This is a genomic window from Bacillus sp. FSL K6-6038 (genome assembly GCF_038050455.1).
Lineage (GTDB): Bacteria > Bacillota > Bacilli > Bacillales > Bacillaceae_G > Bacillus_A > Bacillus_A pseudomycoides.
Genome location: NZ_JBBOUH010000001.1, coordinates 4,982,028 through 5,003,393 on the forward strand (window position 1 = coordinate 4,982,028; position 21,366 = coordinate 5,003,393).

Annotated in this window: 15 protein-coding genes and 1 riboswitch; of the genes, 9 read left to right on the forward strand and 6 right to left on the reverse strand. The window is 38.1% G+C overall.

Annotation, left to right across the window (positions count from 1 at the left end):
• The first annotated feature begins 202 nt into the window (after positions 1–202).
• From NSQ40_RS26335 to NSQ40_RS26345, 3 genes are all read left to right on the forward strand, one after another.
• Positions 203–1,558, forward strand: a complete 1,356-nt coding sequence (locus NSQ40_RS26335) for a cytochrome ubiquinol oxidase subunit I (protein WP_018781264.1) — start codon at positions 203–205, stop codon at positions 1,556–1,558.
• Positions 1,551–2,576, forward strand: a complete 1,026-nt coding sequence (locus tag NSQ40_RS26340; protein WP_018765147.1) for a cytochrome d ubiquinol oxidase subunit II — start codon at positions 1,551–1,553, stop codon at positions 2,574–2,576. The genes NSQ40_RS26335 and NSQ40_RS26340 overlap by 8 nt, the downstream gene beginning before the upstream one ends.
• Positions 2,577–3,300: 724 nt before the next feature.
• Positions 3,301–4,659, forward strand: coding sequence for an arsenic transporter (locus NSQ40_RS26345; RefSeq protein WP_018781262.1), 1,359 nt, complete (start codon positions 3,301–3,303; stop codon positions 4,657–4,659).
• A gap of 151 nt (positions 4,660–4,810) precedes the next feature.
• Here NSQ40_RS26345 and thiC read toward each other — a convergent pair whose 3' ends face one another.
• Entirely contained in the window at positions 4,811–6,571 is a 1,761-nt protein-coding gene (gene thiC, locus NSQ40_RS26350) for a phosphomethylpyrimidine synthase ThiC (RefSeq protein ID WP_003205081.1), read from the reverse strand.
• A gap of 266 nt (positions 6,572–6,837) precedes the next feature.
• Positions 6,838–6,953: riboswitch (TPP riboswitch) on the reverse strand.
• A gap of 426 nt (positions 6,954–7,379) precedes the next feature.
• On the opposite strand from thiC, the gene NSQ40_RS26355 reads away from it, so the two are divergent.
• Complete coding sequence (locus tag NSQ40_RS26355; protein WP_003205080.1) at positions 7,380–7,562, forward strand: hypothetical protein; 183 nt, start codon at positions 7,380–7,382, stop codon at positions 7,560–7,562.
• A gap of 126 nt (positions 7,563–7,688) precedes the next feature.
• Here NSQ40_RS26355 and NSQ40_RS26360 read toward each other — a convergent pair whose 3' ends face one another.
• The 3 genes from NSQ40_RS26360 to NSQ40_RS26370 form a co-directional block, all read right to left on the reverse strand.
• A complete protein-coding gene (locus tag NSQ40_RS26360; protein WP_033798201.1) occupies positions 7,689–9,353 on the reverse strand; it encodes a lactate permease LctP family transporter in 1,665 nt (554 codons plus the stop codon).
• Between the two features lie 382 nt (positions 9,354–9,735).
• The gene (locus NSQ40_RS26365) at positions 9,736–10,230 is read right to left on the reverse strand and encodes a metal-binding protein (protein ID WP_003209033.1); all 495 of its coding nucleotides are present in this window, start codon (positions 10,228–10,230) and stop codon (positions 9,736–9,738) included.
• 50 nt (positions 10,231–10,280) lie between these two features.
• Entirely contained in the window at positions 10,281–10,646 is a 366-nt protein-coding gene (locus NSQ40_RS26370; RefSeq protein WP_016112579.1) for a YkvA family protein, read from the reverse strand.
• Positions 10,647–11,461: 815 nt separating this feature from the next.
• Between NSQ40_RS26370 and NSQ40_RS26375 the strand changes: the two genes are divergently transcribed.
• The 5 genes from NSQ40_RS26375 (at position 11,462) to NSQ40_RS26395 (ending at position 18,673) form a co-directional block, all read left to right on the forward strand.
• Positions 11,462–11,602, forward strand: coding sequence for a hypothetical protein (locus NSQ40_RS26375; protein ID WP_003205072.1), 141 nt, complete (start codon positions 11,462–11,464; stop codon positions 11,600–11,602).
• Positions 11,571–13,499, forward strand: a complete 1,929-nt coding sequence (locus NSQ40_RS26380; RefSeq protein WP_033796538.1) for an LTA synthase family protein — start codon at positions 11,571–11,573, stop codon at positions 13,497–13,499. The genes NSQ40_RS26375 and NSQ40_RS26380 overlap by 32 nt, the downstream gene beginning before the upstream one ends.
• Positions 13,500–13,930: 431 nt before the next feature.
• Entirely contained in the window at positions 13,931–14,815 is an 885-nt protein-coding gene (locus NSQ40_RS26385; protein WP_003209031.1) for a D-amino-acid transaminase, read from the forward strand.
• Positions 14,816–15,025: 210 nt separating this feature from the next.
• On the forward strand, positions 15,026–16,741 hold the full coding sequence (locus tag NSQ40_RS26390; RefSeq protein WP_003209029.1) for a C40 family peptidase: 1,716 nt from the start codon (positions 15,026–15,028) through the stop codon (positions 16,739–16,741).
• 720 nt (positions 16,742–17,461) lie between these two features.
• A complete protein-coding gene (locus NSQ40_RS26395; RefSeq protein ID WP_003205061.1) occupies positions 17,462–18,673 on the forward strand; it encodes a NupC/NupG family nucleoside CNT transporter in 1,212 nt (403 codons plus the stop codon).
• A gap of 355 nt (positions 18,674–19,028) precedes the next feature.
• Here the strand turns inward: NSQ40_RS26395 and NSQ40_RS26400 are convergent, their stop codons facing one another.
• On the reverse strand, positions 19,029–19,163 hold the full coding sequence (locus NSQ40_RS26400; protein ID WP_003205060.1) for a hypothetical protein: 135 nt from the start codon (positions 19,161–19,163) through the stop codon (positions 19,029–19,031).
• Positions 19,164–19,417: 254 nt separating this feature from the next.
• Complete coding sequence (gene opuD / locus NSQ40_RS26405) at positions 19,418–20,932, reverse strand: glycine betaine transporter OpuD (RefSeq protein WP_003205058.1); 1,515 nt, start codon at positions 20,930–20,932, stop codon at positions 19,418–19,420.
• Positions 20,933–21,366: the final 434 nt, after the last annotated feature.

The window sequence follows — 21,366 nt, forward strand, 5'->3', positions numbered from 1 at the left end:
GGTAGAACTAACGTTCGCATAAGCATTATAAAAGATTTTGTTCCAAAACACAAATAAAATATTCTTATCTTTCTTTTCTGAAGATTTCAAAAATATAATATCATATCCACTTTTTAAAATACATATATATTTTTGGCATTTTTTTGAATAAATTTTCCAATCCAATCAGAAAATAATGGCAAAAATGAAGAGGAGTAGAATTATGGATACTGTTACATTGTCACGGGCTTTCTTTGGGTCATCACTAGCATTCCACATCATTTTTGCAACACTTGGAATCGGACTATCTTTAATGATTTTTATAAGCGAAGTATTATATCATTGGAGAAAGGATTCTGATTACGCCGTTATGGCAAAAAGGTGGACAAAGGCTTTCGCCATCCTTCTTGGTGTCGCAATTCCTACTGGAACAATCGTCGGTGTACAAATTTCACTTCTTTGGCCCGGATTCGCCAAAATTGTCGGTCAAGTGATTTCTGTTCCATTTCAGATTGAGATTTTCGCCTTCTTCTTAGAAGCTTTATTTATGTCCATTTATGTATATGCAGCAGATAAATTACCACCATTTATGAGATTAATCTCACTCTTTTTTGTCATGCTTGGTGCCACTGCATCTGCCGTATTAATTACCTCAGCAAACACATGGATGAATACACCGGCAGGCTTTTCTATGAATCCTGATGGCTCTGTTTTTAACGTTGACCCGTGGAAAGCATTCTTTAATCCAAGCTTTTTCACAAGCTCCCTTCACGTTGTCATTACGGCTTATGCAACAGGAGCGGCAGTCATTGCTTCTATCGCTGGGTTTAAATTATTAAAACGAAATCTGGGTGCAAGAGAAATCGCTTATCATAAAAAAGGATTATTTTTAGGCCTTGTCGTTACATTTATTACAGGTGCTACGATGTGGCTTTCTGGACATGAATCGGCAATTGCTTTGCATGAACATTCTCCGGAAAAATTAGCATCTGCAGAAGCTTTATTTGAAACGACATCACATGCTCCTTTGTCCATTGGCGGAGTTGTCAATCCTGAAACTCTTGAACTGAACTACGCCCTCGAAATCCCAAATATGCTAAGTATGTTAGTTGGATTTAATCCTAATACCGTTGTAAAGGGGTTAAATGAATTTCCACAAGAAACGTGGCCGCCATTTTATACCCATACGTTCTTTAATTTAATGGTTGGTACAGCTGCATTCACTTTTGCTGTAGCAGCAATCGCTCTTGTATATTGGTACTTTATCTATCGAAAAAAAGGAGCAGAATTACCAAAATGGCTTCTATGGGCTACTGCTGCGTGCGGACCGATTATGATGCTCGGCATTGAATTTGGATGGGTTTTCAGTTGTAGCGGTCGTCAACCTTGGACGATTTATGGGATGCAGCGCACAATGGATGCTGCTACGCGCGCTGATTTCGTCGGGCCTTTATTTATTTTATTCATCATTTTGTATATCGGTCTTGGCGCTTTAACGATTTTCGTACTACGAACGTTCTTTAGAAGACATCCATTAAAAAATGATCTAGGGCAGCAAGGAGGAGATCCTCGTGCATGAGGCAAGTATTGCGATTATCATCTTATGGGCCATCATCTTCGTATACAGCATTTTAGGTTCCATTGATTTTGGAGCCGGATTTTGGGGCATGGTATACGCAAAGCACCCGACACTAGCCGGAAAGCTTGCCAATCGTTATTTATCACCAACATGGGAAGTAACGAATACATTTCTCGTCTTTGTCGTTGTCGCATTTCTTGGCTTCTTTCCGAAAGCAGCTTTTACACTCGCAACAGTGATGTTTGTACCGGTGACATTAATTTTAGTTCTCGTTGCCATTCGTAGCACATTCATGGTTTTTGCATATTCCGTACCGAAGTATGAGCATATCTTGCGCTTTATTTCTGGTATTACAGGGCTCTTAATTCCAGCCTTATTAATTACAGTTTTGCCAGTAACAGAGGGTGCTTATATTACGACCTCTAGTGGAAAAGAAGTGCTATTATACGGGAAACTTCTATCAAGCCCTGTAATCTATTGGTATATGTTATTTGGGTTAACTTCAGAGTTGTTCCTATCCTCTCTTTTTCTAGCTGACTTTGCAAGAGAGCAGCGCTCAGAGGATACGTATCGACTCTACAGACGAAACGCCATCGTACTTGGTCCGGCGACGCTCGTTACAGCCATTATCGCCCTGGTTGTTATGGAACCAGAAACACATTGGCTCATGCAAGGATTAATTAAGCAGTTTCCATGGTTCACAGTCTCCATTCTTTTATTTGTAATCGGGTATTCTTCCCTTTGGTGGACAAATAAAAAATACGATTCACTCGGCTGGCCTCGCATCGCTGTTTTAGCAGTTGTTGCACAATATGCCTTTGCTAGCTACGCTTACGGCGTCGCGCATTTACCGTATATCATTTATCCGGACGTTACTGTATTTACAAGCTTTACAACGAAAGAAACATTCTATGCGCTGCTCATCCTCTATGCAATCGGCATCGCGATCTTGCTTCCAGGCTTTATCTTCTTCTGGAATTTATTCTTAAAGGATCGAACGTTCCTCAAAGAAAAATAACGATTTAAAGAGAAGCTACTCCAAACATTTACTAAAATGTCTAGAGTAGCTTCTCTTTATAATAATGACTCCCTAAATAATTTCTACATCTTTACAAACATAACAAAAACACCATATATATATCCATTTTGTTTTTCCTTCATACTAAGTCGCGGCTATGAAAACAAAAGAAGATTCCCACTCGTTCTCCCCTTTTGTTTTTACTCGGCATGGGGCAGGACCTGATCGCTTCTATGCTCGGGCGGACGCTCTCTCCACCTAAAAAGAAAGAGTTTATATCGGTTTTTTAATTTTTATTTATATAAAACGAAACTTCCATCACTGATTGTATTTTTTGGGGATAACTCCTTTTTGGATTTTCACATATAAGTTACTGCTATGAAAACAAAAAGTGGCCTACTCTCTTTTTCTCCCTTTGTTTTAAACTCGGCATGGGGCCAAAAAAGGACCTGACCGCTTCTACACTCGGGCGGACGCTCTCTCCCATCTGAAAAATAGGTTTTAAATCGTTTTTTCAATTTGTATTTATATAGGTTCTTCTCTCTATCAAAAAGCACTAGTTATCTCTCTCGTATCTATATTTGCCTTTTAACATCAAATACACATATTCACTAGATTCAGGTACATGCCTAGTTCTTCTTATTTTTTTTTGAATATAATGCTGTATACACTTGAGACAAGCTCAAATCTATTTGCTCAAGTACAAAAGAAAGGTAGGCTAACAATGAGTACTGAAATATTGATTACAATCGTCGTCTTCTTCTTAACCATGATCATCATTTTTTGGCGACCACGGGGATTGAATGAAGCATGGCCCGCTGCAATTGGTGCCGGTATCATTCTCCTTACAGGACTTGTATCAAAACCGGATGTTATGGATATTATTAGTAAAATAGGAGGCGCCTCCATAACTATCTTAGCAACCATCGTTATGGCCGTTATATTAGAAAGCTTCGGCTTCTTCCATTGGGCGGCTGCAAAACTGGCAAATCTAGCAAAAGGTTCTGGTCACCGTTTATACTGGTATATTCAATTACTATGCTTCCTCATGACTCTTTTATTTAACAACGATGGCAGCATCTTAATTACAACTCCAATTTTAATTTTACTTCTCAAAAACCTTCAATTAAAACCACACCAACAAATTCCGTATTTACTAAGTGGTGCTTTAATTGCTACTGCTTCAAGTGCACCAATTGGTGTAAGTAATATCGTAAACTTAATCGCATTAAATATCGTACACATGACACTTTATATGCACACTGCAATGATGTTCGTACCTGCAACACTAGGACTACTATTTATGTCATGGCTCATGTACACTGTTTTAAAGAGAAAACTACCTAAAAAATTACCAGTTTCCTCTTATGATATTGAAGAAATCTTCTTCACAAAAAATTTCCATCCTCTAAAAGGAAAAAATTCCGTTGATACAAAACAAAAACGGACAAAATTTATGTTAAAGGTATTACTTTTCGTATTCCTTATGCGCTGTCTTCTCTTCGTCGCTTCCTTCCTATCCATACCAATTGAAATTGTAGCTGTACTCGGTTCACTCGTTCTCCTTGTATGGAGATGGTACTATTTACGTACAAACCCTGTCGATATCTTAAAAAAGACACCGTGGCACATTTTGATCTTCGCATTCTCCATGTATGTTATTATTTACGGGCTTCACAATGCAGGATTAACAACGTTTCTTGTAAAGTGGCTCGAACCGATTGTTAACCAGCATCTACTATACGCAAGCTTTACAATGGGTGGATTGGTTTCACTTCTCTCCAACGTCTTTAATAATCACCCCGCATTAATGATTGGTACCATTACATTAACCGAGATGGGACTCGATCCAGTCACTCTAAAAACAATTTATCTTGCAAATATTATCGGTAGTGACATGGGATCGTTATTATTACCAATCGGTACACTTGCTTCCCTCATTTGGATGTACATCCTAAAACAAAATAAAATTAAAGTGAAGTGGAAAGATTATTTAAGCGTATCCCTTATCGTCATCCCGCTCTCAACAATCGTAACATTATTCCTCTTATTCTACTGGGTACAACTTTTCTTCTCCCTCTAAAAAACAATAGCCTCCTTTGCTACCGTCTTAGCAAAGGAGGCTTCTTCTATATTTAAATTAGATACACGTGATCAATCAAGTTAAAAGGTGTTCGGAAGCCGTACATATCCCCCACTATTTGTGGGCATTCGTACCCCCATCTCAAATCCAATTATTGATATAAGTGACTACCAGCTTCTTTAAATTCTTCTGATTTCTCTTTCATGCCTTTTTCAATTGCTTCTGTTGTTTCTAAATCATTTTTTTTTGCATATTCACGAATGTCATGTGAAATTCTCATACTACAGAACTTCGGACCACACATGGAACAGAAATGAGCTGTTTTTGCTCCTTCTGCTGGTAATGTTTCATCGTGGAAATCCATTGCCCGTTCAGGATCTAACGATAAGTTAAATTGATCGCGCCAGCGGAATTCAAAACGCGCTTTTGAAAGAGCATCATCACGCTGCTGCGCTGTTTTGTGTCCTTTCGCAAGATCAGCCGCATGCGCCGCAATTTTATACGTAATAACCCCTTCACGAACGTCATCTTTGTTCGGTAAGCCTAAATGCTCTTTCGGTGTTACATAACAAAGCATTGCTGTACCAAACCAGCCAATCATCGCTGCACCAATCGCCGATGTAATATGATCATAACCCGGTGCAATATCCGTTGTTAAAGGTCCAAGTGTATAAAATGGTGCGCCTTGGCAAATATCAAGTTCTTTATCCATATTTTCTTTAATTAAATGCATTGGTACATGCCCTGGTCCTTCAATCATAACTTGAACATCATGCTTCCAAGCAATTTTTGTTAACTCACCAAGCGTTTCAAGCTCAGAGAATTGCGCTTCATCATTCGCATCCGCAATCGAACCTGGACGTAATCCATCTCCAAGAGAGAAGGAAACATCATATTGTTTCATAATTTCACAAATTTCTTCAAAGTGAGTGTATAAGAAGTTTTCTTTATGATGGAATAAACACCACTGCGCCATAATAGAACCACCGCGCGAAACAATTCCTGTCGTACGTTTTGCTGTAATTGGAATGTAACGAAGTAGTACACCTGCATGAATTGTAAAGTAATCCACACCTTGCTCCGCTTGTTCAATTAACGTGTCACGGTATACTTCCCAAGTTAAATCTTCAGCAATACCATTTACTTTTTCTAGCGCTTGATAAATCGGCACTGTTCCAACTGGTACAGGAGCATTACGAATAATCCATTCACGAGTCGTATGAATATTTTTCCCTGTTGATAGGTCCATAATTGTATCTGCACCCCAGCGCGTTGCCCATGTCATCTTCTCTACTTCTTCCGCGATAGAAGAAGAAACTGCAGAGTTACCGATATTCGCATTTACTTTCACGTGGAAATTGCGTCCGATAATCATCGGTTCTGCTTCTGGGTGGTTAATGTTTGCTGGTAAAATCGCACGTCCTTCTGCGATTTCTTTGCGAACAAACTCAGGCTCTACACCTTCACGAATCGCAACATATTCCATCTCAGATGTAATGATACCGTTACGTGCATAGTGCATTTGCGTTACATTTGCGCCCTTTTTTGCACGAAGTGGTTTACGATCCATCTGCGGGAACACAGGTGTATGCTGAGAAGCAGCCTTCACGCCATCATCTTCCGGTTTAATTTCACGTCCTTCATACTCTTCTACATCTCCACGGTCAACAATCCAAGCACGGCGAGGTGTTGGAATTCCTTTTTCCAGCTCTACTTTGTACTCAGGGTCTGTGTACGGACCACTTGTATCATACACGCGAATCGGCGGATTTGATACACCGTTTGTATCACTTTGCTCAATCTCACGCATTGGTACTTTCATACCTTCACGCGGGCCATCCACATAGACTTTCTGACTTCCTGGTAAACTCGACTTCAATTCAATTTGCTCAGCTGAAACAGATTGCTTCATAATTTGTGTTTCCTCCCCTTTATCATTTCAGGCAAATCGAACTTGCTCAGAATCTCGGGCCACCTTCTGGGCAATTCGATTCCCGCTTCAGCAGCTAGAATGGTCGGTGGCTTCGCCTCTTCAGCTGAAGCTCCATCCCCTCCCATTCTGACCGAGCCGCTTTCGCTTTACTTGTGAAAAGGACAAGAACTAGTGACCAGCGCATGCCAAAATAAAAAGAGCCAGGTCCATAGTAAAACAAGGACCTGGCTCATAAAGACATAGTTATGTAAAGCCGTTAACTTCCCTACGCTGGTACGAGCCAGATCAGGTCCAGAGGGTTAAGAAGTTCTCGCACTTCTCTCTCAGCCCACGCTTCTCTTGGGCACCCCTAGTTTATCACTGATTTAATTTTCAATACTTTCCCATCATACACGATAATCAGAAAAATGCAAAGGCATGAAGTACAATTTTTACATGTCGTTTTTTATCTGCTAGTCGATACTCCCTATTGAACCACTGATTATTAGCCCGACCAATCGGGCTTTTACAGGCAGTTCATCTCCCACCTAACTTCTTTGTTTCCACTGAATTTTGAGGTGGGGGTCAAAACTTATCCATATTCAGCTAAAATCAGAACACCTAAAAAGTTAGTCATATTATTTATTCACATATGTAAAGTAAAGTTTAGATCAGGAGTGAAATTATAATGGGTTGTTTGGGATCTATCTTCCGATTTACGTTTTTCGCAATATGTATCATTTTTGTCCTCTGGTTTGGAGGCTCGTCAATTATAGCCTTCTTTTCCGCTCTGTTTGGGGGAAGTTGGATGCATTTCTGGACACTATTTTCTATCTGGATTACTGCAAATTACGGAATCGGTTGGCTGTTTGAAGTTCACTGGAAAGATGAGGACGCAGGCGAAGAATTCTTTGCAATTTTCATTCTTTTCATCAGCATACTTATTTATAGAGGGATCAATAAACTTGGGAGGGTATTTATTCGAGGGTGAATAGTCTTTCATGCCGTACATAACCATCGGGTTAAGGGTATGTATCATTTTAGGCACAAACAAGCCAGGTACTTTCAGCACCTGGCTTGTTTGTGTTAAGTTGGTGGCTATGAATCTTTTCTCTACTTACGGTATCATCCACGTTAAATAATAAGCTTGTACATATGTCATAATTCCAACAATAACTACAAAGAATATACTATGTTTTACTGTGAAGCGGAATAAGTCAGATTCTTTTCCAGCGAGACCTACTGCTGCACACGCGATCGCAATCGATTGCGGAGAAATCATTTTACCCGTTACACCACCTGTTGTATTTGCAGCAACAAGCAATACTTCTTTCACACCAACTTGCTGTGCTGTAATAGCTTGCAAATTGGAGAATAGCGCGTTTGCCGATGTATCTGATCCTGTTAAGAATACACCGAGCCAGCCAAGGAATGGTGAGAAGAATGGGAATAATCCACCTGTTCCTGCTAATGCTAACGCGAGTGTTGAGGATAAACCAGAATAGTTTGCGATGAATGCGAATCCTAATACTAAACCGATAGATAGAATTGGCATTTTTAATTCTTGTAACGTTTCTGCAAATGTTTCTATAGCTTGTTTTGCACTCATTTTTAAAATAATGATAGAAATGATACAAGCGATTAAAATTGCTGTTCCAGTTGCTGATAAAATATCAAGTTTGAATACTGCCTCATAAGGCGTTGGTTTATTTACAATTGGCTCTGCCTTCATGACTAAATTGTGCAGACCTGGAATTTGAAACTTAAAGACAAGACTTTCTAACGTCCCACCTGGAGCAAATAATGCTTTAAAGAAACTTTGACTCCAAATAACAACCATCACTGTCAAAATAATAAATGGTGACCAAGCCTTTACAACTTTTCCTACTGTTAATTTCGGCATGGATGCAGCCGTTGTTGTTGCTGCCGCTGCTTCAGCATTTGCTTGATTAGATTGATAGATTTCTTTCGGCTGCCATACTTTTAGGAATAATGCTAAACATACTAAGCTGACAAGTGCTGATGTAATATCTGGAAGTTCTGGTCCTAAAAACGTTGCTGTAATAAATTGCGTAATTGCAAAGGAACTACCTGCTACAAGTAATGCAGGCCATGTTTGTTTTATACCTTTGAAGCCATCCATTAAAAATACGATAAAGAATGGAACAAACAATGATAAAAACGGCAATTGGTGTCCAGCCATTTGTCCGATTTTGTGGGGATCAATACCCGTTACTTGCCCCGCAACTGTAATTGGAATTCCCATCGCTCCGAACGCCACCGGTGCTGTATTTGCAATTAAGCAAAGTCCTGCTGCATATAACGGATTTAAACCAAGACCAGCAAGAAGCGCTGCTGTAATTGCTACCGGTGCACCGAATCCTGCTGCCCCTTCCAAAAATGCGCCAAATGAAAAGCCAATTAAAATAACGAGTAAACGATGGTCATTCGTAATCGATAGTACCGATGCACGAATCACATCAAACTGTCCTGTTTTGACAGAAATTTTATATAAAAATACCGACATCACAATAATCCATGCAATTGGCCATAGCCCGTATGCAAAGCCATATCCGGTTGCTGCCATCGCCATTGTAAACGGCATTTTATACGCAAATAGCGCAACTAAAATTGTTAATACAACTGTAATAAGTCCTGCTACATAGCCCTTCATACGAAAGACTGCTAAAGCCAAGAAAAAAAAGATAATTGGAATAAGTGCTACCGCTGCGGAAATCCAAATGTTACCGAACGGATCGTAAACTTGTGTCCATGTGCCCATTGTCCTCTCCCTTTCTGTAATCCCCTGTTTTAAAACCCTTATAATCCTATCAATAGACTATCCGGTCATCATACCTTTAAGTCCAAAATAAAAAACGTTTAAGAAAACGTTTTCAATTATTGTATTTATACTTTACCATACCATTTTTATTTTAAAAAGATTTTTCTGATTATTTTTCCCGTTTTTTCGTTTAATTGCACTTTCTATAAATAGGAAAAAAGTAAGTTTCATTCTTCCCTCATTATTTTAAACAAACGTTTGATTAACAAAAGAAAAGACTGTCCCTCTGGCGTATTTCACTTTAAACAAACGTTTGATTAAAAGCCTTATGCCTCGTTCAGCACAACTAAAAAAGAAAAAGCACTCGCAATTCGCAAGTGCCCTACCTTCTTCTTCTTTTCTTCTTTTTTCTCATAAGCTTTTTCCGGCGCGTATTCAATCGATCCGCTATAATATGGAGTGCACTCGCAGCGATAACTCCAATTACAAATGTCGTTAAAGCAACATCATGTTCCTTTGCAATCTCAAGCAACCTTCCGTCTAGCACCATTTTATTTACTATGTATAGGAATGGAGAAAAGACAAGAAGCATATACAATATACGAATGAGATCACCGATTACAAGCGTATGCGTTAAAAAAGAACGATGCGGCATCACACATTGATACGGATACCAAAAAATACGAAGTAATCCCCATTTATTATAGGCGTTACTATGAATATCCAAATCTGGTGTTAAGAAAAATGTGCCGATTAAAAATCCTATCGCAAAAGTGAGTAAAAAATCAAAATTTGTTAATCCATACGAAACAAGCATAAATAAAACAATCGGAAGAGAAAGTAAGTTTATTTTCGTATGTGTTTTTCCTGATGGCATAGTACACTTCCTCGCTTATGTTTGCCCTGCCAGCACATGACAGTTCTCACCTATTGATCTAATTTTTGATCGATAAACGATGTGTCTATATCCGAACCAAACCAATCCGCTAATTTCATCTGCGCTTTTTCTTTTACATCTTCATTTACATACATGGATGCTTGCAAAAGTGCAGCTGTTAATGCCCCTAAATCATCCGTATAACCAATTCCAGCTATAAAATCCGGAATCGCATCAATTGGCGCAATAAAGTAAGCAAGTGCTCCAATAATGGTTGCCTTTACTCGTTTTGGAACATCCGGTCTTTGCATAACGTAAAACAGCAATAAACTTGCATAAATAACCGATTGTCCCGCTTGTTTCGCTACATGTTTCACTTTATTCCAAAACGCTTCAACTGAAAATTTTCGTTCCATATAAAGGGCCCCCATATTTTGTTTTTTCACTATACGCAAAAGTAGATGTGCCTTCAAAAAGAAAAAACTAGCCTCATTAGTCAATAAAAAGCTCATCAAATATACACATAACCGATCGATGAAAACTTATTGTAACAGACAACACCAGAAAGAACAAGTGTTCGTGATAATTTCCCGCTATTTACTCTAATTATAATAAGATTTTTCACATATAAATCACGGCTTCGGGAACAAAAGAAGACCTGCTCTCTCCTTCTCCCTTTGTTTTAAACTCATCATGGGGCGAAAAAAGGGCCTGACCGCTTCTATGCTCAGGCGGACGCTCTCTCCCATCTAAAAAGAGGGGAGGTATACATTAAAATTTCCATCACCAATCAAAATTTTGCTAAATCACTCTTTTTGTTCTTTCACTTATAAATTGCTTTGCATACAAAATGGACCTGCTCTCTCCTTCTTCCTTTGTTTTAAATTCGGCATGGGGCGAAAAAAGGACCTGACCGCTTCTATGCTCAGGCGGACGCTCTCTCCCATCTAAAAAGAAAGGGTTTATATATTTCCTATCAATATTTCTCAATATAAAATGTTCTATTTCTCTTAACATTCTCTTTTATCTTTGTTATATTTTCTAGTTGACGAGCATATAAACCAATGTTAAAGTTTTCTCTGGCAGCAACAACAAAAATACAAAAACTGTAAAATGTTATAGTGTTTCTAAGAATTGAATTTTGTTGTATAATACAGAAATGACGTTATGCTTATGGATCAACAAAAGAAATGGCAGGAAACCAAAAGGGTATGCATAGTTAAAGTCGTATATGGGTGATATAGAAAACCCTGCTCATGGCCAAGAAAACTATGTATTTTTTATTTTAGCATTTTTCTCTCAAAAATCGACCAAGCCTGATAGAGAAAGGGTGGAAATGGATGAAGGAATCTTTAAAATCACAATTTCATAATGTGCGTTTTACTTTGTTCGTCGCTTTGGCCTTATGGCTAAAAACTTACATCATAACGCGTACGAGCTTTGATTTGAAACTTGAATCTTTCATGCAAGAATTTATCTTATTCATTAGTCCATTGGCAACATCATTACTGCTTGTGGGTCTTGCATTATTCGCAAAAGGAAAAAAACGTAATTATATAGCACTTGGAATTGATTTTGTTTTAACAATCGTTCTTGTTGGTAACGTAATGTTCTACGGATTCTACAATGATTTCGTTACTTTACCGGTACTTGGGCAAACGTCCAACTTTGGACAGTTAGGTTCTAGTGTAAAAGAACTACTCAACTACAAAATCATTGTTGCATTTGCCGATATTATTCTTTTCTTCGTTTTATTAAAAAAGAAGAAAGACTTTGCAAAAACGGAGCGTGTGTCACGTTCAATGCGTTCTTTATACTTCGTATCAACGGTTGCTATTTTCTTCGCAAACTTAGGTCTTGCAGAGACTGAGCGTCCGGAACTATTAACGCGTTCATTTGACCGTGTTATGCTCGTGAAAAACTTAGGTTTATATACTCACCAATTATATGATCTTGGCTTACAAGCGAAATCAAGTTCACAAAAAGCATTTGCTGATGGTAGCAAATTACAAGAAACAGAAAACTATGTGAAGACACTCAAAGAGAAACCAGATCCAAATATGTTTGGCGTTGCGAAAGGGAAAAACGTAATCGTCGTTTCTCTTGAATCCTTGCAAACATTCTTAATTGGTGCGACAGTAAATGGTCAAGAAGTTACACCATTCTTAAACCAATTTGCAAAAGAAAGCTATTACTTCGATAACTTCTTCCACCAAACTGGACAAGGAAAAACATCGGATGCTGAATTCTTAGTAGATACATCACTATATCCGTTAGACCGAGGCGCTGTATTCTTTACACATGGTAATAACGAATATACTGCAACACCAGAAATCCTGCGTCAGCAAGGGTATTACACAGCTGTATTCCACGCGAACAATGCAACATTCTGGAACCGTAACATCATGTATCCTGCACTTGGTTACGACCGTTACTATAACGAACTTGACTACAAAATCACACCAGAAACAAAGTTAAACTGGGGATTAAAAGATATTGAGTACTTTAATCAATCCGTGGATATGTTAAAACAAGTGAAGAAGCCATTCTATACTCGCTTCCTTAGTTTAACCAACCACTATCCATTTACTTATGATGACGGTACAAAATTAATCGAACCTTACAACTCTGGTGATGGTGTATTTGACCGTTACATGGTAACAGCTCGTTACTTAGACGAAGCACTGAAAAACTTTATTGAACGTCTAAAAGCAGAAGGTATTTATGATAACTCGGTTATCGTATTCTACGGTGACCACTATGGTATTTCTGAAAACCATAACCGTGCGATGGCACAATTCTTAGGAAAAGAAGAAATTACAACATTTGATCATATGAACTTACAACGTACACCAATGTTCATTCACGTTCCAGGTCAAAAAGAAGGTAAAACAATTTCAAAACCAACAGGTGAAATTGATATTAAACCAACAATTCTAAACTTACTTGGTGTTGATTCAAGCAATGACATTAGCTTCGGTCATGATGTATTCTCACCAGATTATAAATCATTCGTTGTTCTTCGTGATGGAAGTTTTATAACAGAACAATATATATATACAAACAATACATTCTATAACCGCGAAACAGGCGAAATTGTAGAAGTACCGAAAGAAGAAGCTCAAGCGATGATTGATCGTGCGCAAAATGAACTGCACATGTCTGATAAACTCATTGAGGGAGACTTACTTCGCTTCTCCGAAAGCAACAAAATTAAAACGGGCGAAGTAAAAACAATTATTAAAGAAGACAAAAAAGGCGCTGAGTAATCTCAGCGTCTTTTTTGTCTACATTAGTATGATAAAATTACACAATCTTCACCAAATATTTACATAAAATTCATGAAACATCTCTATAATAGAATTTGTAAACAGTGTTCTGTTCATTCCTCATGGGGAATAATAGTATCATTTGTGTAACAATTTTCCTGACGTTACCGGGAAGTAACATCCATTGTCTTAGTAAAGCCGTTTGGTTTACTGGTCACCTTTCTAAGCTATACCAAGACAATATCCCTATGAAACAAGCTACCCTCCTTATGCAACATTGTTGCAAGCAACGTTCTATATGAATGTTGCTTTTTTTATTTCTAAAAAGCAGGATTCTCATTTCTCATTTGCGAATTTGTATATGCGAAATACAATAAATTGGCGTTTCCATACGGGCTCTCACCACTCATCATTAAAACAATTAAGAAAGGATGGGAAGTAAAATGGCATATGAAAGATTTGTATTATGGAATGACACAATTATTGATACAAATAACAAACAACCGTACATACAATTAGAAGAACGTGGTTTACAATTTGGAGATGGTGTCTATGAAGTAATTCGTATTTATAAAGGAAACATCCACTTATTAGATCCACATTTAACTCGGTTATACCGTTCAATGGATGAAATAGAACTAACACTACCTTTCTCTAAAGCAGAACTCATTACACTACTTTACAAATTACTCGAAAATAATAACTTCCAAGAAGATGGTACCATCTACCTGCAAGTTTCTCGAGGAGTACAGCATCGTGCGCACGCATTCTCTTTTGATGTAACCCCAACGATTTATGCTTATATCTCAAAAAAAGAACGACCCGCTTTATGGATTGAATACGGAATACGTGCCATATCAGAACCTGATACACGTTGGCTCCGCTGTGATATTAAATCCTTAAATTTATTGCCAAATGTATTGGCTGCCACAAAAGCAGAACGCAAAGGATGTAAAGAAGCCCTTCTCGTTCGTAACGGAATAGTTACAGAGGGTAGTCACTCGAACTTTTTTCTTGTAAAAAACGGGATCCTTTATACCCACCCTGCTAATCACCTAATCCTAAACGGGATTATTCGTCAATATATTCTTTCCTTAGCCCATAAACTACAGATTCCTGTTCAAGAAGAATTATTCAGTATTCGTGATGTCTATAACGCTGACGAGTGCTTTTTTACAGGAACAACTGTAGAAGTGCTGCCTATGACACATCTTGATGGAACTGCCATCCAAAATGGTCAAGTTGGGCCAATCACCAAACTACTACAAAAAACATTTGTCCAAAGTTTTTCAACTTCTAATATCCCATTGCCTTAAACACGAACGTTTTAAATTTAACAACAAAATAATGTATGTATTTTCGTTCAAAATCAAGGTGGAGCATGCACCTTGATTTTTTTTCGTAATATTTTTGACATATTCAGATTCCCGCATAAGCCTTGACAGTAATCGACATGCCTTTTAGAATTTTTAACAGTTGGTAAATATTTCATCACTACATTACAGACAGAAAGGAATCGACAAAACATGAAAAAATATCTTGCCGGTCTTGCGGCAGTGTCTGTAGCAGGAGGAGCAGCCCCGACATTAGATAGCGTTCAAGCTGCCCCTGAAAATACACAAAAGCCTGCTACACAAACTGTTCAAGCTGCACCACAAAACAATTCAAACTACACAGTTACTGCTGACGTATTACACGTTCGTTCAGGAGCTAGCACTTCTCACGACATCATCTCTCGCGTATATGAGGGTCAAACATTAAACGTAATCGGTGAAGAAAACGGTTGGGTTAAAATTAACCATAATGGTAAAACTGGTTACGTTAGTGGACAATTCGTATCAAAAAATGGTACAACACCAAACGTAAGCACAGGTGGCAAAAACAAAGTTACTGCTGATGTATTGCGTGTTCGCACAAGCCCAAATACTTCTAGTTCCATTATGGGACGTGTATATGAAGGACAAACATTGCAAGTTATTAGCATAGAAAACGGATGGGTTAAAATTAACCATAACGGCAAAACTGGTTACGTTAGTGGACAATTCATATCTGGCATTTCTTCAAACGCTGGTTCTTCAAATAACAACAATGTTCAAGCAGCAAGCGGAAACTATACAGTAAATGTATCTTCTCTTCGCGTCCGTACAGGCCCTAGCGCTTCTCATACAGTTTTAGGATCTGTTCATAAAGGACAAGTTGTACAAGTTGTTGGCGAAGTTCAAGATTGGTTCAAAATTAACTATGCTGGACAAACTGCTTACCTTAGCAAGGACTACGTAACAAAAGGTGGTTCTAGTAACGATGTTGTCCAAGGTAATGATCAACAACAAGAAATCAATAATAATGTAACTGTTCAAACTGGCGGTACTTATGTTGTTAATACAACATCATTACGTGTTCGTACAGGCCCAGCTACATACCACGGTGTACTTGGTGGCGTATTAAACGGTCAAACATTAAATGTAACTGGTGTAGAAAATGGTTGGTACAAAATTAATCATCACGGTAAAACTGGCTATGTAAGCAGCGAATTTGTGAAATTTGTTAAAGGTGGCACAACGACACCGGAACAACCAAAACAGCCTGAGCAACCACAAACATCTGTTGGTGAATACTACATTAATGCGGCAGCATTAAATGTACGTAGCGGCGAAGGTACAAATTACAGCGTAATCGGTGCTCTTCCACAAGGTCAAAAAGTACAAGTTATTTCTGAACATTATGGATGGAGTAAAATTAACTACAACGGTCGCACTGGCTATGTAGGAACTCGTTTTCTATCTAAAACACCAGTCGGCGGCGCTGTAGACAATAAACCTAACAACAGTAACAATAACAACAACCAAAATAATAATAATAACAACGCAGGCAACACAAGTGGTGATACATCATCTATTCTTGCATATGCAAAATCAATGCAAGGCGTACCATATGTATGGGGTGGCACTTCTGCTAATGGCGTTGACTGCAGTGGTTACATTTTCCACGTATTTAACAAATTCGGTCACAACATTAGCCGTCAAACTGTAGCAGGATATTGGAGCAGTCTACCAAAAACTTCAAGTCCACAACCAGGCGATTTAATCTATTTCCAAAACACTTATAAGCCAGGTCCTTCTCACATGGGTATCTACCTTGGCGGCGGATCATTTATTCAAGCTGGTGACAACGGAGTTAAAATTGTTTCAATGAATAACTCTTACTGGAGCAGCCACTTCTTAGGATATACAAAAGCACCTTAAGTCATAGTTTCAGAGTCTTCTAGATTACTAGAAGACTCTTTTTATATAAATCCTTTTTGATTTTTCACATATAAGTCGCTGCTACGAAGAACAAAAGGTGACCTGCTCTCTTTTTCTCCTTTTGTTTTCAATTCGGCATGGGGCGAAAAAAGGCCCTGACCGCTTCTATCCATGGTCGGATGCTCTCTCCTTACCTATAAAAGAAAAGTCTTTATCATTTTTTCAATTTGTATTTATATAAAATAAAACTTCCATCACCCACCTTGTTTTTTGAAGGATAAGTTCCTGCTATGAAAACAAAAGGTGACCTGCTCTCTTTTTCTCCTTTTGTTTTCAATTCGGAACGGGGCAAAAAAAGGCCCTGATCGCTTCTATCCATGGTCGGATGCTCTCTCCCTACCTATAAAAGAAAAGTCTTTATCATTTTTTCAATTCGTATTTCTACAAATATGTTTCTCTCCTCTTATTTCATACACTATATTCTATAAAAACAGCTCATAGCGTTATAATAATGAATATATCTCCCTAAAAAACATAACCTATTTCGCCTCCATAAGATTGATATGTGTTTTCTTAAAGAATTTTCTTTCTATTAAAACTTTTCAATAGACGTTTGACCTCTGATGTCCGGTGTGATAAGTTACTTAAGATGCTATTTTCGTAGCGTATAGACATCTGTTATGTATACTTTTTTACTATGAGAGAGGAGATTTATACTGCATGAATGTTTTATGGGGAATTGGCGGCGTGATTGGAGTTTTAGCAATTGCTTTTTTACTATCTTCCAACCGCAAAGCTATAAATTGGCGCACAATTTTAATTGCGCTAGCATTACAAATTACGTTTTCTTTCATCGTGTTACGATGGGATGCCGGAAAAGCTGGCTTAAAAGTTGCTTCTGACGGCGTTCAAGGCTTAATCAATTTTTCTTATGAGGGAATTAAATTCGTCGTTGGGGATTTAGTAAACTCAAAAGGTCCTTGGGGCTTCGTCTTCGTAATTCAAGCACTACTTCCAATTGTATTTATTAGTTCATTAGTAGCAATCTTATATTATTTTGGCATTATGCAAAAATTCGTTAGTATCGTTGGTGGTGCATTAAGCAAACTTCTTGGCACTTCTAAAGCAGAAAGCTTAAACGCAGTAACAACTGTTTTCTTAGGACAAACAGAAGCACCAATTCTAATTAAACCGTACTTAACACGTCTAACCAACAGTGAATTCTTCACGATTATGGTAAGCGGTATGACAGCCGTTGCTGGGTCAGTTCTTGTTGGTTATGCAGCAATGGGAATTCCGCTAGAGCACTTATTAGCAGCAGCAATTATGGCAGCACCATCAAGCTTATTAATTGCAAAACTAATTATGCCAGAAACAGAAAAACCAGATAACAATGTACAACTTTCTACAGAGCGTGAAGATGCTAACGTTATCGATGCAGCAGCACGCGGAGCTTCTGAAGGAATGCAGCTTGTTATTAACGTTGCAGCAATGTTAATGGCGTTCATCGCATTAATCGCTGTATTAAACGGCCTATTAGGATGGGTTGGATCTTGGTTCCATATTAAACTTAGCCTTGATTTAATCTTTGGATATATTCTATCTCCATTTGCTATCCTAATCGGTGTTTCACCAAACGAAGCTGTACAAGCAGCTAGCTTTATCGGACAAAAACTTGCAATCAACGAATTCGTTGCATATGCAAACTTAGGTCCACACATGTCAGAGCTGTCTGATAAAACAAATATGATCTTAACATTTGCAATCTGTGGCTTTGCAAACTTCTCTTCTATCGCAATTCAATTAGGTGTAACAGGGACACTTGCTCCTTCTCGCCGTAAACAAATTGCACAGTTAGGGATTAAAGCAGTAATCGCTGGTACACTAGCGAACTTCTTAAATGCAGCAGTTGCAGGTATGATGTTCTTATAATAAAAATCGAGCTGATCCGAATTTTCGGGTCAGCTTTTTTTATGAATGTATTTCACATACGCCCAGCTCTTTACGTACCTATTTATCAGAAGCCTCTTCCTATACTTACGCGCTAAAAATAAAAAACAAATTATCGGATGGGACAAGACAGTCAGGTTTAAAAAGTAAAAGTGGCAGCGGCTCGTTCAAAATTAAACAAACGTTTGATTAAAAAAATAAGCACAGAGCGCCGTATGCTCTGTGCTTATTTTTACTTTAAATCTATATATCGGACAATACCCCTTAGTCGAAAGTAATTTTCACGTCCATCCCCCAACGAACGATCTACTTTCATTTATATACGAAAAAGTGACTGCTATTTTTGTAAAACCAATTGCTTCTCTTGCTGTTCTTTAGACACTTCAGTCTTTGGTTCCGTGTTTTCTTGGACACTACGATGTGCCACACGTTTCAAACAAATATGCTTCCACTTTCTTTCGTAACGCTTCATTATTCTAGTTGTCCCCCTTGAATACGCTTAAAAACCATTTGAAATCGCTTACAGGAAATAATATAGCACATATACGCAAAAGTGACAACACATTTCCGACAAATTTTTGTCAAAAATATGGATTACTTTTGACAATATATCGGCGGTTCGACACAACTTATCGACCATTCGACAACCTGCGACAACTGCTAATCAACAGGAATTCGCACAACCTATCAAAAAAGAGCTGATTCAAAATCAGCTCTTTCCTTCTATTATTTATGGTGATGACGAACTTCCTTCTGTAATTCTTTAAATAGGGAAGCAGCCATAAAGAAGATAACAAATACAAACGGGAATGCTGCGATAATCGAAGCAGTTTGCAATGCCTCTAATCCACCTACATATAATAAAATCGCTGCCAATGCTGCTTGAACAAGACCCCAAACCAGTTTAATACGATTTGGTGGATTTAAACTACCATTTGTCGTTAACATACCAAGAACAAATGTCGCAGAGTCTGCTGAAGTAATAAAGAATGTTGAAATCAGTAAAATCGCAAGAACAGATAAAACTGGTCCTATGCTGCCCATATGATCTAACATAGCGAATAATCCAATTTCTGTGCCCATCTCTTTAATTTGTCCATAAATATTTGCTCCATCAAACATCTCCATGTGAATACCTGTTCCTCCAAATACAGAGAACCAAAGCGCACCAATAATTGTTGGAACGAGCAACACACCAATAACAAACTCACGAATCGTACGTCCACGTGAAATACGGGCAATGAATGTACCAACGAATGGGGACCATGCAATCCACCACGCCCAGTAAAATATCGTCCATGATTGAATCCATTGGTTACCACCCTCATTTAATGGGCTTAAACGGAAGCTCATACTTGGCAACTCTTGAATGTACGAACCGATTGTAGAAGTAAAGTAATTCATAATAAAGTTCGTTGGACCTGCAAATAATAAGATTGCCATAAGTGCAAAGGCTAAAATAATATTTATATTACTTAAATATTTAATCCCTTTATCTAATCCTGTTTGTGCAGATAACATATATAGGACCGTTACTACCCCAATAATAACTAACTGCGTTGTTAATGAGTTTGGAATAGATGTTAAGTAACTAACGCCACCTGCAATTTGTTTTGCTCCAAGTCCTAATGAAGTTGCAACACCGAATACTGTCGCAAATACAGCTAATACGTCAAACGTATGTGCGATCCGTCCGTGCTCACCACTCTTAAATAAAGAACCAACTGTTGCACTAATTGTACTTGGTTTCCCTTTTCGGAACGTAAAATAAGCAATACAAAGTGCTACAAGTGCATACAGACCCCATGGATGTAATCCCCAATGGAAGAATGAAAAACGAAGTGCAAGACGTGCACTCTCTTCTGTTGCACTCTCTCCAAATGGCGGTGCGTATAAATGATTTAATGGTTCCGCAACTCCCCAGAAAATCAAACCGATTCCCATGCCGGCACTAAAGAGCATAGCGAACCAGGTCATATAACTATAATCAGGCTTATCATCATCTTTCCCTAAACGGATCGAACCATATTTTGAAAAGATTAAAAAGATAGCTAAACCTAAGAAAACAGAAACAGAAATGATATAGAACCAACCAAATTTACTAACTAATGCAGTTTGAATTGCAGTAGTCACATTTCCTAAATTACCTTTTCCGATTATAGATTCGGGAATAATCCCCCAAATTGTAAATGCAATACATAATGTTAATGAGACAATAAATGTTTTTGTCAGTTTCCTCATAAAATCCCCCTTTTGTAGGTTTCTTTTTTTCGTAAAATGACTCTAATTCCGATATGTTAAATCGGATAAAGTGAAATATTTCTTGCGGTGATTTTCTTTCAGCTCTCTAAAATCAGCCTTCACCAATTAGAATTCTTATGGACAGTTGAGCCTCCATATAACCGTTCGGATTATAAAATGGAGATGCTACCGCCAAATCGTGCGAGATAGATGCGGATGGGAGTGTGTTTCCCAAAAAAGGTGTGTTACAGTTGGAAAAAAGCCAAATTTACGGATAGCAGCTCTTTCTTTTTGTAACAATTATGCGGTTGTTTTTGTAAGGATATAGCACTTCTTTGTGAATACACAAACAAATTATTTATGTTTATATAACTATTTTAGTCACAAATCGACGAATTACTCAAGGATTGTAACCATTTAGTAACCCTATCGTA

Bases quoted from the DNA above. Each gene is read 5' to 3' on its own strand.
- NSQ40_RS26370 (WP_016112579.1), bottom strand. From the start codon at position 10,646: ATGGAACGAAAATTTTCAGTTGAAGCGTTTTGGAATAAAGTGAAACAT.
- NSQ40_RS26380 (WP_033796538.1), top strand. From the start codon at position 11,571: ATGAAGGAATCTTTAAAATCACAATTTCATAATGTGCGTTTTACTTTG.
- NSQ40_RS26375 (WP_003205072.1), top strand. From the start codon at position 11,462: ATGGGTGATATAGAAAACCCTGCTCATGGCCAAGAAAACTATGTATTT.
- NSQ40_RS26395 (WP_003205061.1), top strand. From the start codon at position 17,462: ATGAATGTTTTATGGGGAATTGGCGGCGTGATTGGAGTTTTAGCAATT.
- NSQ40_RS26345 (WP_018781262.1), top strand. From the start codon at position 3,301: ATGAGTACTGAAATATTGATTACAATCGTCGTCTTCTTCTTAACCATG.
- NSQ40_RS26400 (WP_003205060.1), bottom strand. From the start codon at position 19,163: ATGAAGCGTTACGAAAGAAAGTGGAAGCATATTTGTTTGAAACGTGTG.
- opuD (WP_003205058.1), bottom strand. From the start codon at position 20,932: ATGAGGAAACTGACAAAAACATTTATTGTCTCATTAACATTATGTATT.
- NSQ40_RS26385 (WP_003209031.1), top strand. From the start codon at position 13,931: ATGGGAAGTAAAATGGCATATGAAAGATTTGTATTATGGAATGACACA.
- thiC (WP_003205081.1), bottom strand. From the start codon at position 6,571: ATGAAGCAATCTGTTTCAGCTGAGCAAATTGAATTGAAGTCGAGTTTA.
- NSQ40_RS26335 (WP_018781264.1), top strand. From the start codon at position 203: ATGGATACTGTTACATTGTCACGGGCTTTCTTTGGGTCATCACTAGCA.
- NSQ40_RS26355 (WP_003205080.1), top strand. From the start codon at position 7,380: ATGCATTTCTGGACACTATTTTCTATCTGGATTACTGCAAATTACGGA.
- NSQ40_RS26390 (WP_003209029.1), top strand. From the start codon at position 15,026: ATGAAAAAATATCTTGCCGGTCTTGCGGCAGTGTCTGTAGCAGGAGGA.
- NSQ40_RS26365 (WP_003209033.1), bottom strand. From the start codon at position 10,230: ATGCCATCAGGAAAAACACATACGAAAATAAACTTACTTTCTCTTCCG.
- NSQ40_RS26360 (WP_033798201.1), bottom strand. From the start codon at position 9,353: ATGGGCACATGGACACAAGTTTACGATCCGTTCGGTAACATTTGGATT.